This window comes from Cloacibacterium sp. Arc13, from assembly GCF_041431305.1.
Classification (GTDB): Bacteria; Bacteroidota; Bacteroidia; order Flavobacteriales; family Weeksellaceae; genus Cloacibacterium; species Cloacibacterium caeni_B.
This window is the reverse complement of sequence record NZ_JASMRM010000007.1, coordinates 128,664-142,264: the sequence shown is the minus strand read 5'-3', so window position 1 is coordinate 142,264 and position 13,601 is coordinate 128,664. Positions and strand designations below refer to the sequence as shown.

Here is a 13,601-nt window from a genome sequence, read left to right as displayed (position 1 = left end):
GCAATTGGAATTTTTGAAATTTTCTTCTTTGTTGACATATTATCTAATTTTTAGTCAACTTTTTTCAGGACAAGACACATAAAAAAAAAACTCCCGAAATTTCGGGAGTTTTTGTTTTTATTTGAAATCAAATTTTTTAATGATGAGCGTGAAACAAATGATTCACTAAAGCTAGTCCAACTCCAGCAATTACTAAAAAAAGTTTTTGCCAATCCATTTTGTGATTTTTATTGCTTTCGAAAATAATTACTGATGAGATATGTAAGAAAATTCCGCCAACTAATGCCAAGAAATAAGGTTGCCAATTTGGATTAAAATAATCACCAAAAACCATTCCTAATGGTGATGCTAATGCAAATAAGGCAATGATAAACCAAGAAAAAATATTATTTTTTTCTCTCAATAAAAATGTTCCGAGAATAAATGAAATTGGTAAATTATGGAACACAATTCCCAATAAATAAGGAGAAGTTACATCTGTAATATTGGCTAAAGGAATTCCTTCTAAAAACGCATGAACAAACATTCCTGCCATCAAAGCAATAGGCAGAATATTTTTTTCTTCGTGGTGATGATGAAAATGCCCATGTTCGAAACCTTTGGTAAGACTTTCTAAAATCATTTGCAGCAAAACACCACCAATAATCCAAATTCCAATATTGTGGTCTTCTGCTTCATAGACTTCTGGAAAAACTTCGCTTACACAAACCGTAATCAAAAAACCAGCACTTAGAATCAGTAAATTTTTAGCAAATGATTGGCTCTTTCCGAAATATTTTCCCAGAAAAACACCAATGATGACGCTTAAGATCAATAGAATAATAATCATTTTCTTTGCTTTTTGGCTTTCAGCAAAATGCTTTCCGCTTTTTAAATTTTAATTTTTAACTCTGAATTGGAAAATACATCTCGGTGAAGTTTCTCTTTCAAAATCTTCTAACTGATAATTTCCCCAGATTTTTACTGCTTCAAAACCGAAACTTTCGGCGATGTTTTTTATTTCTTCTAAAGTATGTAGTTTTACTTTTTCGAAATAATGAAATTGTTCTCCTTTATCTTCAAAGAAAATATCTTTGATGACATGGTTTTGTTCTATTCTTTTTTTGATGAGAAAATCTATTCCGTCTTTGGTAACAGTAGTTTCATCAACCAAAGTATTTTTTACAAATTTTTCATTGAGAAAATCCAAAACGAAAATTCCATCGTTCTGTAAAACATTTTTCACCGAAGAAAACACTTTTCTGTCATCTTCATCATCATCAAAATATCCAAAACTGGTGAATAAATTGAAAACTGCATTTACTTTTTCAGAAGAAACATTGGGATAAAGTTCGTTTCTCATGTCGTGAACTTCAAATGTCAATTTTGGAGTTTCATCAGCCGAAGTTTCAAACTGTTTATTGTGTTCTATGCTTTCTTCGGACAAATCTACTCCTAAAACTTCATAGCCTAATTGTTGCAAAAAAACAGAATGTCTGCCTTTGCCACAAGCTAAATCAATGATTTTAGAATCTTTAGAAAGTTGTAAATCTTGGGTAAGATTTCTAATGAAATTTTCTGCTTCTACAAAATCTCTGTCTTTGTAGAGAATATGATAATAAGGCGTGTTAAACCATTCTTTGAACCAACTCATATTGCAAATTTATCAAAAACTTTATCATTTACTAGAAAAAAAATCCAACGAAAGGCTTCGCTGGAATTTTTATATCAGATTTTATTTAATATTTTTCTTAATTCTCATGAACCAATTGCAAGTATTTCTTTTTAGTTTCTTCGTCTAAGAATGAATACTCAAATGAATTACTCACCAATGTTTTTACATCTTCTAAAGATAGGTTTAGCGCTTCAATAATTTCGGTGTAATTTTTAGTAATATAACCTCCAAAATAAGCCGGATCATCAGAATTTACGGTTGCTTTTATTCCTAAATCAAGCATTTTTTTAATCGGATGCTGTTTCAAATCATCTACCACTCGAAGAGCAGTGTTAGAAAGCGGACAAACCGTTAAAGCCATTTTGTTTTCCACTAAATAATTCACCAATTTTTCATCCGTTAAACTATTATTTCCGTGGTCTATTCTGTCGATTTTCAATAAATCTAGCGCTTCCCAAACATATTCTGCAGGTCCTTCTTCACCAGCGTGAGCTACAATTTTATAACCTTCTTTCACTGAAGCCGCAAAAACTTTTTGGAATTTAGAAGGTGGATTTCCTTTCTCCGAAGAATCTAATCCTACCGCTTTAATTAAATGTTTATAAGGCAATGATTGCTCTAAAGTTTCGAAAGCGTCTTCTTCTGATAAATGTCTTAAATAGCTCATAATCAAATAAGAAGTAATCCCGAAATTTTTCTCTGCATCATCTTGAGCTCTCTTAATTCCAGAAATTACGGTTTCAAAAGAAACACCTCTTTTGGTATGGGTTTGAGGATCAAACATAATTTCGGTGTGCACTACGTTTTCTTCTGCACAATGCTTGAAATAAGCCATTGTCAAATCATAGAAATCTTGTTCGAAGAGCAAAACACTTGCTCCTGCGTAATAAATATCTAGAAAATCTTGAAGACAGTTAAATTGATACGCTTTTTTTACTTCTTCCACACTGTTGTAGGGAATTTTAACCTGATTTCTTTGAGCAATTTCAAACATCAATTCTGGTTCGAAAGTTCCTTCGATGTGCAAGTGTAATTCTGCTTTTGGAACTTTTTTAATATAAGAGATAATATCCATACTTTAATTTTTTAAACATCAATCAAAGGTAGGGATAAAAATTTTAGAATCCGAAGAAGTGTCAAAAATCATTTTTGATGAAAATGTTTCGGGAATGCATCTTCTGGTTTCATTTTCAATACATTGAGCTTAACCCAAGATTCTAAAAATCCGTAACCGTAAGAAAACATCTGAATGTAAGTGGTAATAATTGCTTGTGCAGCAATCGCAATATTTTTAGTCAAATACAAAGCATGTAGAAAAATCACCAAAGTATAAAAACCGTAACATGTCAAAACAAAACCTTTTTGTAAAAGGAAATATTCTAAAATTCCTGCAACATAACCCAATAAAAACAATGTAGGGAACCAAAAAGTTGGTTTTACATAATCAGGATGTCTCTGGTTCAGAATTGGTCTTGCACAGCCAAATTGATACACTTGTTTAGAGAATTTTCCTAAATCTGTTCTGCGTTTGTGATAAACGCCAATATCGTCAAAGAAAGCAGTTTGGTAACCGTTTTCCCAAATCGTCATCGATAAATCTGGATCTTCGCCGATTCGCATTTCAGAGAAACCTCCAATTTTTAGGAAAATTTCTTTGTTTACACCCATGTTAAAGCTTCTTGGCTGAAATCTAGTCACAGCTTTTTTACTTCCTCTAATTCCGCCAGTAGTAAAAACTGAAGTCATAGAGTAGGAGATGGCTTTTTGTAAAAGATTGAAACCTTTGTGCGCTTTATCAGCGCCACCAAAAGCTACGCAATCTGTTTTTTCTAGATTTTTTTTGATATTTTCTATGTAATCTTTTTCTACAATGACATCAGAATCTACGAAAACCAACCAATCATTTTTAGCGCGATTTGCTCCGTAATTTCTAGATAAACCAGGTCCAGAATTCGGTTTTTTGAAATATTGAATATTCAACATTTCTTTAAAAGTTTCCACAGTAGGCAATAAATCCAGGAACGAACCATCATCTACAATGATGACTTCAAAATCTTTATCGGTTTGAGCAATAAGAGAGTTCAAAAGCTCGAATAATTCGTCTTTTCTATTGAAAATTGCGACTACAATGGAAATGGTTTTTTGCATTCAACAAAAATAGTGGTTTCAAACGTATTTGAATAAATTTAGACCAAGAAATTCTATAAATTTGCAAAATGAATATCCCTGCATCAAGCATTCAACATACTAACTTTTCTATCAATTGCAATGGTAGATTAGTAGATTTAAACACTCCCAAAATTATGGGAATTCTTAATCTTACTCCAGATTCTTTTTCGGATGGTGGAAAGTTTAACAACGAAAAATCAGCACTTCTTCATGCCGAAAAATTGCTTAAAGATGGAGCAGATTTCATAGACATTGGAGCGCAATCTACTCGTCCGAATGCAGAATATCTCTCTGCGGAAGAAGAAATAAGAAGAATTGGTAATGTTATTTCTTTAATTAAAAAAGAATTTACAGAAGCTTTAATTTCTATTGATACTTTTTATGCAGACGTAGTGAAATTCGGATATAACGAAGGAATGGATGTGGTGAATGATATTTCTGGAGGAGATTTTGATGAAAATTTGTTGCCAACAGTTGCCGAAACTGGACTGCCGTATATTTTGATGCACAGCAATACTTCTTATGCTACCATGCACGAAAAAATTCACTACGATGATATTACCATGAGTGTGAATTATTATTTTTCGGAAAAAGTAAATCAGTTACAAAAATTGGGAATTCATGATATTATTTTAGACCCAGGTTTTGGTTTTGGAAAAACGGTGGAAGATCAGTATAAAATGATTGAAGAAGTAGAGCATTTAGGTTTTGGAAGATTTCCACTTTTGATAGGGATTTCTAGAAAATCTTTCATTTATAAACCGCTGAATAAAAAACCGCTTGAAATTGGCGAAGAAACTCAAAAGCTTCACAGAAAAGTTCTAGAAAAAGGTGCAAAAATTTTGAGAGTTCATGATGTAGCTGAAACGAAAGTTTTAATTGATGAATTCAAATAAAAAGAGCAGTAATTACTGCTCTTTTATTTTATCTTTCTAGTTTAAAATCTGGAATTAATTTTGGTCTTTCTGGTTCATTGGCTACTTTCCAAGAAGTTCTGTACATCCATTCCGTCATTTTATATAATTTTTTGAAATTGATGTTTTCAGATTCATCTTGTGGAGTGTGGTATTGATGGTGGAGAACACTGGTGAAAAATAATGCAGGAATTCCTGCTTTAGCATAAGGAAGATGGTCGCTTCTGAAATAAAAATATTCTGGATGTTCTGGTAAATCCCAAGCTTTTAGAAATTTGAATTTCGTACTTTCGTTATTTGCGTCAAGAGCCATTTTTACCAATTCTTCAGAATTTTTATGAGGAGCTTCGCTACCCAAAAGCGCCGCTTCATTATTATCATTTCTTCCAATCATATCTCCGTTTAGCACAGCAACAATACTTTCTTTTGGGACAACTGGATGTGCAGCATGCCAACGAGAACCTAGCAATCCTCTTTCTTCAGCGCCGTGAATCAAGAATAAAATACTGCGTTTAGATGGCTGTTTGTTATAAGCTCTTGCCATTGCCAACATTGCTACGCAAGTACTTGCATTATCATCTGCACCATTGTAAATCGTGTCATTTTTTACAGGATGACGAATGCCATCATGATCTTGATGTCCGCTCAAAAGAACATATTCTTTTTTCAATTGAGGGTCTGTTCCTTCAATTTTTCCGATGATGTTTACTGACGGATATTTATAGGTTTCGGTTTGGATGTTTAATGTAATTTCAGGATTGTTTTTTACCCAATTTTCGTTTTCTTGCTTAATCCAAAAAACAGGAATTCCTACATCTACTTTTTCTCTCAGTCCTTCTACACCGTAAGTTCCTCTGGTCATTTGTGGTAAAACTTCTACCCAACTTTTATCTGAAATATCATCTGTGATGAAAATAATTCCTTTTGCGCCAAGTTGAGAAATGGTTTTGTAATATTTAGTTCTGATGAAACCAGGATATCTTCTTTCGAAAAGCGTCATTTCTTTAGAAACGTTGAGGTCTGAAGCTTTCAGGGCGACTACTTTTCCTGCGATATTTTTAGAAGCCAAATCCTGAGGTTCTATTTTTCCTAAAAATAAAACTGGAGCGGTAAAATTATTATCGGTAACATCTTGTACCAAAATATCTTTCCAAATTTTGAGGGTTTTATCTCCAATTTTTACAGAACTCTGCGGTGAAACTTGATGGCGATACATGTCAAAAAACTGGAAAAAAGTTCCGTTATCACCAGCTGGTTTCATCCCAGTAGCTTTCATTTTGTCGGCAAACCACATCGAAACTTTCAGTTCGTCTAAAGTTCCTGCTTCTCTTCCCCAGAATTGGTCTGCCGCCATTTGGTACATGTCTGTTCTTAAATCTTTTTCTGTAATGGCAGAAACCAAAGGTTTTTTGTAAGATTGAGCGTTGAAAAGATTAAGCGATAGAATACTTAATACTAGAAAGGATTTTTTTAAATTCATAACCGAAAGTTTTCACGAATTTAGAGAATTAATTTTGAATTTACATTCCGTAGGAATGATATATGTGTAGAAAATAAATGGTAAAAAAAAATGGGCGCTCCGTAGGAGCGCTATCTTTTTAATTCAAATTAGAGATTTTATCTGCGTATTCTTTGGCAAAGGTTTTTCGGTCTTCTTCTAATTTTTCTAAATTTGGGGGAAGAATGTAATTGAAAAGTATTTTTTCTTCTTCGTCTAAAAAGATGATTTCTTTTTCTTCTCCGTCTATCATTTGTGAGAAAATTTCCCACATAGAAGTGTCTTTCAGTTTTATAAATTCAAAAAAATCTTTGGCTTTTATTTGGATAACTTTCATTTTGGGTAAAATCTTAAATTTTTGGTAAAAATAGTGAATTTGTAACGAAGTCTTGCAATAAGGATGGAAGTGTAAATCCCGCAGTCTCGTCTGAAAGACGAGACGAGGAATTGCAACGGACAGCCTGGTTTTGCAAATTTTTGAAATGGATTTTGCGGTGGAAAATTTGCGAAAATTGCCATAAAAAAATAAAAAGAACGCACTAAAAAGCACGTTCTCTATATTTAAAAAATTTCGGAAAATTTTATTTTTTCTCTAAAACTTCGTCTACCATTCCGTATTCTTTGGCTTCGTAAGAAGTCATCCAATAATCACGGTCTGACGCTTTTTCTACCCATTCGTAAGACTGACCAGAATGTGCAGAAATAATGTCATACAACTCTTTTTTAAGTTTTAGCATCTCTCTTAGGTTGATTTCCATATCACTTGCCACACCTTGAGCGCCACCACTTGGTTGGTGAATCATCACTCTAGAATGTTTAAGCGCAGAACGTTTTCCTTTTTCACCAGCAACTAATAAAACAGCGCCCATACTTGCAGCCATACCTGTACAAATAGTAGCAACATCTGGTTTGATGATTTGCATGGTGTCATAAATTCCTAATCCCGCGTAAACGCTTCCACCAGGAGAATTGATGTAAATCTGAATGTCTTTAGAAGGGTCTGAACTTTCTAAAAATAATAACTGAGCGGTTACAATATTGGCAACTTGGTCATCAATCCCTGTTCCTAAGAAGATGATTCTATCCATCATGAGACGAGAAAAAACGTCCATTTGAGCTACGTTCATTCTACGTTCTTCCATAATGTAAGGCGTAAGATTGGTTGGGTTAAAAATTCCCATGTATTGGTCAGTTGCTAATCCGCTATTTCCTAAATGTTTTACAGAGAAATCTCTGAATTCTTTTTTTATGTCCATAAATTTGTTATTCGTTTAAATATTGTCTAACTTCTTTTTCTAAAACAGGTAAATACTGTGTAATAATAGACCAAATCAATTCATCTGAGACTTGATCATATCCATGAATTATTCTATTTCTTACACTTATAATTTTTCTTTTATCAGTAATTTCTAAATTTTCATCTTTTTTAGAAATTCTATTTACTGCTTCTCCTATTATTTCTAAATTTCTTTCAACAGCACGTTTGGTTTTAACGTCTGAAGAATAATCTTGAAAATTGGTTTCTTCAAAATCTACAAAACTCTCAATTTCTAAAATTGAATTTAGAATATCAAAGAGCCAAACTTGTATTTCCTTATCCATATATTAACTGCTTTTGATGATTAACTACTTCAAGAAAATATGGGTTTTTAATGGATTTTTCTTCCAATAGATCTATTTCTCTTTTCAATATTTCTTCTAATGAAAATTTTAAATCAAAATAATTGTCTGCATATTTTGATAAATCTAATTGATGGAATTTTACGATAAAATCTATATCACTATTGTCATTAAATTTTTCTGTAAGAATAGAACCAAATACATATAATTTTTCAACATTGTATTTTTTACAAAGTTGAGCGATTGCATTTTGATGTATTTGTATTTTCTTCATACTTCTTTTTATTCAAAGTCTGTTCCTTTTTACAAATTTAGCCAAAGTGTCACAAAATTCTAAATAAATTTTCGTCTATTTTGTTTTTAAGTTTTGTGAGGTTGATGATTTTTAAATAAGTTTCTGCTGAATTTTCCTCTGAAATTTGGTGTTTTAAATCGTTAATGATTTTTACTACAAATTCTCTTTTGTGTCTTATGATGACATCTTTTACAATTTTGTCTACCAATTCTTCTTCTTTGCTGAAGTAGATATTATGTTTTTCCCAATTGCTGGTTTCATGAGCGTTAATTAATGCGTCTGCAGTTTTTGTCACCACTTCTTCATCCATGAAAGTTTTGAAAAAATCACTAGAACGAAGTTCATTTTGCTGAATTCCCAATTTTATTTCTTCAATAATCTTTTGATTCAAAGGAGAAATCGGTTGATATTGGTCTTCTTCTAAGTGATTGATAATTTCTTCAATAACGGTAGTTTCGTAATTTTCGTTGTCTGGCGTTTTTCTGAAAAGTTTAAATTGGCCAAATTTCAACATGAGTTCTACCAATTTTTCTTCTAGAACCAAAAGAGGATTGATGGTTTCTGTAAATTCATGAACTTTTTCAAGTTTTACTACGTTTGCTTCTCTTTTTTCGGCAGGTTTTTGCTGTTGAACAACTTGTTTCTGAACGCCCAGTTCATTAAAAAGCGATTGCTCTGAAAGTCCAAATTGGGTAGAAACTTGTTTTAGGTAAACCTCTTGTTTTAAAGCATTAGAAACGAAACCAATAGATTTTACAATATCTCTAATCGCTTCCGCTTTTTTGATAGGGTCGTTATTGGCTTCTTTTAAAAGAATTTCGGCTTTGAAATCAATGAAATCTTTTGCTTTATTTTTAATGAAATCTTCTACAAAATCTCTAGGATTTTTTCTGGCAAAACTATCAGGGTCATCGCCATCAGGAAATAATACCACACGAATATTCATGCCCTCAGAAAGCAACATGTCTATACTTCTGAAACTGGCTTTAATTCCTGCAGCATCTCCGTCAAAAAGTATGGTTACGTTTTCGGTGAGACGTTTGATGAGTTTAATTTGTTCCGTTGTAAGCGCTGTTCCCGAACTTGCTACTACGTTTTCTATTCCGCTTTGGTGAAGCGAAATCACATCCATATAACCTTCTACTAACAAACATAAATTTTCTCTGGAAATGGCTTGTTTGCTTTGGTTTAAGCCATAGAGAACATTAGATTTATGGTAAATTTCGGTTTCCGGAGAATTGAGATATTTGGCAGTTTTTACATTTGACTTCAGAATTCTCGCTCCGAAACCTAAAACTCTTCCCGAAAAACTATGAATAGGGAAAATAACACGCTCACGGAATCGGTCAATTCCTGATGGAGAATTTTCCGGGAAAATAGAAATTCCAGATTTTTCTAAAATTTCTTTTTCATAACCTTTTGCTAAAGCGTATTCTGTAAAAGCATTTTTCTTTTCTGGAGAATAGCCTAATTGAAATTTTTTGATGATGTCATCATGCAGTTCACGTTCCTTGAAATAGGAGAGTGCAATGGTTTTTCCTTCTTCGGTTTCCCAAAGATTTTCTTGGAAAAAAGTATTGGCAACTTCATGAATTTTGTAAAGAATTTCTCTTTCGGATTGAGCTTTTTTCTGCTCTTCCGAATATTCTACTTGGTCTTCTTCTATTTCTATGCCGTACTTTTTGGCAGCATGTCTCAGCGCTTCAGGATAGGTAAATCCTTCGATTTCCATGAGGAAAGTGATGGCAGTTCCACCTTTTCCAGAGGAGAAGTCCTTCCAAATTTGTTTGCTGGGAGAAACCACAAAACTCGGCGTTTTTTCTTCATGAAACGGACTCAAGCCCTTGAAATTAGTGCCTGCACGTTTTAACTGAACATATTCGCCGATAATTTCTTCTACTCGAATCGTAGAGAAAATTTTATCGATGGTCTTTTGAGAAATCATTTTGTAAAATTACAAAAATAAGTTAAGCTTTTTTAATGGCATTTCGTTGATTTTTTTAGAATTCTTTAACAGATGTTTTTGTTTTTAAATATTATCTTTGTCGTCATATAAATTAACTGAATGGAATTATTACAATTTATCCTAGATTTTTTAGGAAATCCCTTATTAGTGCTTACCGAGATTATTAGAGACTATGGCATTTACATTTACTTATTTTTATTTTTAGTGATTTTCGTAGAAACTGGTGTGGTAGTAATGCCATTTTTACCGGGAGATTCTCTACTTTTTGCAGTGGGTTTAATTGCTTCTACAACAGGTCAAATAGATATTTATACGATTATACCTTTATTAGTTTTAGCAGCACTTTTAGGAGATAACTTGAATTACTTTATAGGGAAAAAATTTGGGGATTTTATTCAGTCTAAAGAAAGAATACTCTTTTTAAAGAAATCTCACATAGAAGACACTGAGAAATATTTTGCTGAAAACGGCGGGAAAACAGTTATTCTAGCAAGATTTATCCCAATTGTGAGAACGATTGCTCCTTTCGTAGCTGGAGCGGGAGAAATGAAATATAAAACTTATTTATTGTACTGTATTACAGGTGCTTTTATTTGGGTTAGTTCTATTACCTTGCTTGGATATTTTCTAGGAAATATCGAGTGGGTGAAATTAAATTTTGAAAAATTTGTTTTAGGAATTGTGTTTATTTCAGTTTTACCTATTATCTTTAAAGCAATTAAAAGAAAATAGCATAGATGTTAGAAAGCATTTGGAGTTTCCTCTTAGATTTTGTTTCCAAGCCTGATCAGGTACTTTTAGCGATTATTGAAAAGTATCATAATTGGGTGTATGTTTTCTTGTTCTTAATCATTTTTGCGGAAACAGGTCTTATCATTGCTTCTTTTCTCATGCCATTTTTACCTGGTGATGCATTGATATTTACCATTGGTTTATTGGCTCAAGAAGGTTCTCTTAATATTTATTTGGTGATTCCTTTGCTTATTTTCGCGGCAATTTTAGGAGATAATGTAAACTATTACGTGGGAAAACGCTTTGGTGAGTATATCATGAACAGCGAAAAAGATTTTTTCATTAAGAAAAAACATCTAGAAAAAGCCAAAGATTTTTTTGATAAAAACGGAAAGAACTCTATCATCATTGCCCGATTTGTTCCAGTAATTAGAACAATCGTTCCCTTTTTATGTGGTTCTACCAAAGTGAAATATTCTACTTTTCTAAGTTTTAGTATGATTGGAGCTGTTCTTTGGGTTGGTGTAATCGGTTTGCTCGGGTATAATCTAGGGAAAATAGAATGGGTGAAAGAAAATTTAGATTTAATGATTTGGGGAATTATTATTTTGGCAAATATTCCGCTCATCAAACAAATATTTTTTTCAAAGAAAAAGGAAGTTTAATAATTTAAACTTCCTTTTTTTTATCTAGTCATTCCTTTTAATAATCCCGAAATAATAGCTTGTTTAGGAGTTGCAGAACCATTAGGATTGATGAGGGTTTTAGGAATTTGATACGGATTAACTGTAAATCTTGAATTAAGTTGATTCAAATTTTTTTGGATGTCGTTCCCTTCATTTTGAGTTTCTTTAAAAAACATAGGTTTGTTAACAATAGGATTTGCTATTTTTAAAGAATATACTTTTGCGTTTTCAACTTTTGTAGAATCTAAAATTTGAGCTTTAGAAACAAATGAAATTGCTAACAATAATGGTAAATACAATTTTTTCATCTTTCTTTAATTTGTTACTAAATTAGAAAATAATTCTCACAAACAATTGTTTTTCAGAAGAAATCTTATAAATCAAAATCATCATCAGAAACCGCAGTTCCTTCATTCATTAAAAATGCTTTCAAAAATGGAGTAAGATTTCCGTTCATTACACCATCTACATCAGAAGTTTCATAGCCAGAACGAACATCTTTCACCAATTTATACGGGTGCATCACATAGTTTCTAATTTGGCTTCCCCATTCAATTTTCATTTTATTGGCTTCGATTTCGTTTCTAGCTTTCATTCTTTCTTCCAATTCCATTTCGTAGAGACGAGATTTCAAAAGTTGCATTGCTTTCTCTTTGTTTTGAAGCTGAGAACGAGATTCAGAATTTTCAATAATAATTCCAGTAGGAGCGTGACGAAGACGTACTGCAGTTTCTACTTTGTTTACGTTTTGTCCACCAGCTCCAGAAGCTCTCATAGTTTCAAAAGTTATATCTGCTGGATTAATATTAATTTCTATAGAATCATCTACCAAAGGATAAACATACACCGAAACAAAGCTGGTATGACGTTTTGCATTAGAATCAAACGGTGAAATTCTCACCAAACGATGAACTCCATTTTCTCCTTTCAAATAACCAAAAGCATATTCTCCGTCAATTTCTAAGGTTACGGTTTTTACACCAGCTACATCGCCTTCTTGATAGTTCAGTTCACGGATTTTGTAGCCTTGTTTTTCGCTCCACATTTGGTACATTCTCATCAGCATAGAAGCCCAATCGCAAGATTCTGTTCCACCAGCTCCTGCTGTAATTTGTAGAACGGCAGAAAGTTCATCACCTTCATTAGATAACATGTTTTTGAACTCTAGATTTTCAATTTTTTCAACTAATTGAGGGAATTGTTCGTCTAATTCTTTTTCAGAATCCGCATCTTCTTTGGCAAATTCTACCAAAACTTGTAAATCTTCAAACTGCGTATGAATCTCTTCATATTCTTCCACCCATTTTTTCTTAGAACGCAGTTGTTTTAGGAAACCTTCAGCTTCTTTTGGGTTGTCCCAAAATTCTGGAGCAGCCGTTTTTTCGTCATCGTTGATGATTTCTAGTTTCTTCTTTTCAATTTGAAGAAATTTATGCAAATCTTCGATGCGTTTTTGTGTATCTTTAAGTTGGTCTGTTGTAATCAAAACTAAAATCTTTAGATGTGCAAAAATAAGGTTTTATTTAGATTGTATGCCACTGTTTTTATTTTTAAATTTTCTAGTTTTGTGGAATGAAAACCCAACTCATTTTCCTTTTTACTTTTCTGTTTTTCTTTGCTCAAGCTCAATTACAAGAAAATACTTGGTACAAAGTTTCTAAAATTACAGATGGTGATACTTTTTACGTTACTTCTTCATCAGAAAAATATAAAATCAGATTAATTGGCATCGATGCACCAGAAACTAGAAACGTAGGCGTGAAAGTTCGTAAAGAATACTTCGGAACCGAAGCTAAAATTTTTGTTACTCAACTTTTGAGAAATAAAAAGGTGAAATTGACTTTTGATGTTCAAAAAACAGACAGATACGGCAGAGTTTTAGCTTATGTTTACCTCGAAAATGGCGTTTTTCTCAATCAATATTTAGTAGAAAATGGTTTTGCAGTGGTAGCTACTTTTCCACCAAATGTAAAATTTGTAGAAGTTTTTACCAAAGCTGAAAAATCTGCAAGAAATAAAAAATTAGGATTGTGGAAGTAAAGAAATATCATTCCGAAGGGGATTTTC

General features: G+C 32.5%; 16 protein-coding genes. 4 read left to right on the top strand and 12 right to left on the bottom strand.

Annotated features, from left to right (window positions below):
• Positions 1-136: 136 nt before the first annotated feature.
• From QO190_RS07410 to QO190_RS07395, 4 genes are all read right to left on the bottom strand, one after another.
• Positions 137-829, bottom strand: coding sequence for a ZIP family metal transporter (locus QO190_RS07410; RefSeq protein ID WP_371462115.1), 693 nt, complete (start codon positions 827-829; stop codon positions 137-139).
• Between the two features lie 48 nt (positions 830-877).
• The gene (locus tag QO190_RS07405) at positions 878-1,633 is read right to left on the bottom strand and encodes a class I SAM-dependent methyltransferase (protein ID WP_371462116.1); all 756 of its coding nucleotides are present in this window, start codon (positions 1,631-1,633) and stop codon (positions 878-880) included.
• A gap of 97 nt (positions 1,634-1,730) precedes the next feature.
• Positions 1,731-2,729, bottom strand: coding sequence for an adenosine deaminase (locus QO190_RS07400; protein WP_371462117.1), 999 nt, complete (start codon positions 2,727-2,729; stop codon positions 1,731-1,733).
• 68 nt (positions 2,730-2,797) lie between these two features.
• Complete coding sequence (locus QO190_RS07395) at positions 2,798-3,802, bottom strand: glycosyltransferase family 2 protein (RefSeq protein WP_371462118.1); 1,005 nt, start codon at positions 3,800-3,802, stop codon at positions 2,798-2,800.
• A 155-nt stretch (positions 3,803-3,957) separates the two neighbouring features.
• On the opposite strand from QO190_RS07395, the gene folP reads away from it, so the two are divergent.
• Positions 3,958-4,719 carry a dihydropteroate synthase gene (folP, locus tag QO190_RS07390; RefSeq protein WP_371462220.1) on the top strand — a complete coding sequence of 254 codons (762 nt, stop codon included), beginning with the start codon at positions 3,958-3,960 and terminating at the stop codon, positions 4,717-4,719.
• 28 nt (positions 4,720-4,747) lie between these two features.
• On the opposite strand, the gene QO190_RS07385 is transcribed toward folP, so the two are convergent.
• The 6 genes from QO190_RS07385 to dnaG form a co-directional block, all read right to left on the bottom strand.
• Positions 4,748-6,217 (bottom strand): M28 family metallopeptidase, encoded by a 1,470-nt coding sequence (locus QO190_RS07385; RefSeq protein WP_371462119.1) that lies wholly within the window; start codon positions 6,215-6,217, stop codon positions 4,748-4,750.
• 118 nt (positions 6,218-6,335) lie between these two features.
• Positions 6,336-6,572 carry a hypothetical protein gene (locus tag QO190_RS07380; RefSeq protein WP_104792416.1) on the bottom strand — a complete coding sequence of 79 codons (237 nt, stop codon included), beginning with the start codon at positions 6,570-6,572 and terminating at the stop codon, positions 6,336-6,338.
• Between the two features lie 244 nt (positions 6,573-6,816).
• Positions 6,817-7,491 (bottom strand): ATP-dependent Clp endopeptidase proteolytic subunit ClpP, encoded by a 675-nt coding sequence (gene clpP / locus QO190_RS07375; RefSeq protein ID WP_069798035.1) that lies wholly within the window; start codon positions 7,489-7,491, stop codon positions 6,817-6,819.
• Between the two features lie 7 nt (positions 7,492-7,498).
• Positions 7,499-7,837 (bottom strand): DUF86 domain-containing protein, encoded by a 339-nt coding sequence (locus QO190_RS07370; protein WP_371462120.1) that lies wholly within the window; start codon positions 7,835-7,837, stop codon positions 7,499-7,501.
• Positions 7,830-8,129, bottom strand: a complete 300-nt coding sequence (locus QO190_RS07365) for a nucleotidyltransferase family protein (protein ID WP_069798032.1) — start codon at positions 8,127-8,129, stop codon at positions 7,830-7,832. The genes QO190_RS07370 and QO190_RS07365 overlap by 8 nt, the downstream gene beginning before the upstream one ends.
• Positions 8,130-8,178: 49 nt before the next feature.
• The gene (gene dnaG, locus QO190_RS07360) at positions 8,179-10,095 is read right to left on the bottom strand and encodes a DNA primase (RefSeq protein ID WP_371462121.1); all 1,917 of its coding nucleotides are present in this window, start codon (positions 10,093-10,095) and stop codon (positions 8,179-8,181) included.
• A gap of 120 nt (positions 10,096-10,215) precedes the next feature.
• Here dnaG and QO190_RS07355 point away from each other — a divergent pair, with 120 nt between their 5' ends.
• Complete coding sequence (locus QO190_RS07355) at positions 10,216-10,848, top strand: VTT domain-containing protein (RefSeq protein ID WP_371462122.1); 633 nt, start codon at positions 10,216-10,218, stop codon at positions 10,846-10,848.
• Positions 10,849-10,853: 5 nt separating this feature from the next.
• Positions 10,854-11,513, top strand: coding sequence for a VTT domain-containing protein (locus QO190_RS07350; protein WP_371462123.1), 660 nt, complete (start codon positions 10,854-10,856; stop codon positions 11,511-11,513).
• 20 nt (positions 11,514-11,533) lie between these two features.
• On the opposite strand, the gene QO190_RS07345 is transcribed toward QO190_RS07350, so the two are convergent.
• Together QO190_RS07345 and prfB are read right to left on the bottom strand one after the other, a co-directional pair.
• Entirely contained in the window at positions 11,534-11,842 is a 309-nt protein-coding gene (locus QO190_RS07345) for a hypothetical protein (RefSeq protein ID WP_213188734.1), read from the bottom strand.
• Between the two features lie 65 nt (positions 11,843-11,907).
• The gene (prfB, locus tag QO190_RS07340) at positions 11,908-13,020 is read right to left on the bottom strand and encodes a peptide chain release factor 2 (RefSeq protein WP_371462124.1); all 1,113 of its coding nucleotides are present in this window, start codon (positions 13,018-13,020) and stop codon (positions 11,908-11,910) included.
• Positions 13,021-13,106: 86 nt separating this feature from the next.
• Here prfB and QO190_RS07335 point away from each other — a divergent pair, with 86 nt between their 5' ends.
• On the top strand, positions 13,107-13,574 hold the full coding sequence (locus tag QO190_RS07335) for a thermonuclease family protein (protein WP_371462125.1): 468 nt from the start codon (positions 13,107-13,109) through the stop codon (positions 13,572-13,574).
• Positions 13,575-13,601: the final 27 nt, after the last annotated feature.

Excerpts from the sequence above, each read along its gene's own strand:
- QO190_RS07410 (WP_371462115.1), bottom strand. The coding sequence starts at position 829 with ATGATTATTATTCTATTGATCTTAAGCGTCATCATTGGTGTTTTTCTG.
- QO190_RS07405 (WP_371462116.1), bottom strand. The coding sequence starts at position 1,633 with ATGAGTTGGTTCAAAGAATGGTTTAACACGCCTTATTATCATATTCTC.
- QO190_RS07400 (WP_371462117.1), bottom strand. The coding sequence starts at position 2,729 with ATGGATATTATCTCTTATATTAAAAAAGTTCCAAAAGCAGAATTACAC.
- QO190_RS07395 (WP_371462118.1), bottom strand. The coding sequence starts at position 3,802 with ATGCAAAAAACCATTTCCATTGTAGTCGCAATTTTCAATAGAAAAGAC.
- folP (WP_371462220.1), top strand. The coding sequence starts at position 3,958 with ATGGGAATTCTTAATCTTACTCCAGATTCTTTTTCGGATGGTGGAAAG.
- QO190_RS07385 (WP_371462119.1), bottom strand. The coding sequence starts at position 6,217 with ATGAATTTAAAAAAATCCTTTCTAGTATTAAGTATTCTATCGCTTAAT.
- QO190_RS07380 (WP_104792416.1), bottom strand. The coding sequence starts at position 6,572 with ATGAAAGTTATCCAAATAAAAGCCAAAGATTTTTTTGAATTTATAAAA.
- clpP (WP_069798035.1), bottom strand. The coding sequence starts at position 7,491 with ATGGACATAAAAAAAGAATTCAGAGATTTCTCTGTAAAACATTTAGGA.
- QO190_RS07370 (WP_371462120.1), bottom strand. The coding sequence starts at position 7,837 with ATGGATAAGGAAATACAAGTTTGGCTCTTTGATATTCTAAATTCAATT.
- QO190_RS07365 (WP_069798032.1), bottom strand. The coding sequence starts at position 8,129 with ATGAAGAAAATACAAATACATCAAAATGCAATCGCTCAACTTTGTAAA.
- dnaG (WP_371462121.1), bottom strand. The coding sequence starts at position 10,095 with ATGATTTCTCAAAAGACCATCGATAAAATTTTCTCTACGATTCGAGTA.
- QO190_RS07355 (WP_371462122.1), top strand. The coding sequence starts at position 10,216 with ATGGAATTATTACAATTTATCCTAGATTTTTTAGGAAATCCCTTATTA.
- QO190_RS07350 (WP_371462123.1), top strand. The coding sequence starts at position 10,854 with ATGTTAGAAAGCATTTGGAGTTTCCTCTTAGATTTTGTTTCCAAGCCT.
- QO190_RS07345 (WP_213188734.1), bottom strand. The coding sequence starts at position 11,842 with ATGAAAAAATTGTATTTACCATTATTGTTAGCAATTTCATTTGTTTCT.
- QO190_RS07335 (WP_371462125.1), top strand. The coding sequence starts at position 13,107 with ATGAAAACCCAACTCATTTTCCTTTTTACTTTTCTGTTTTTCTTTGCT.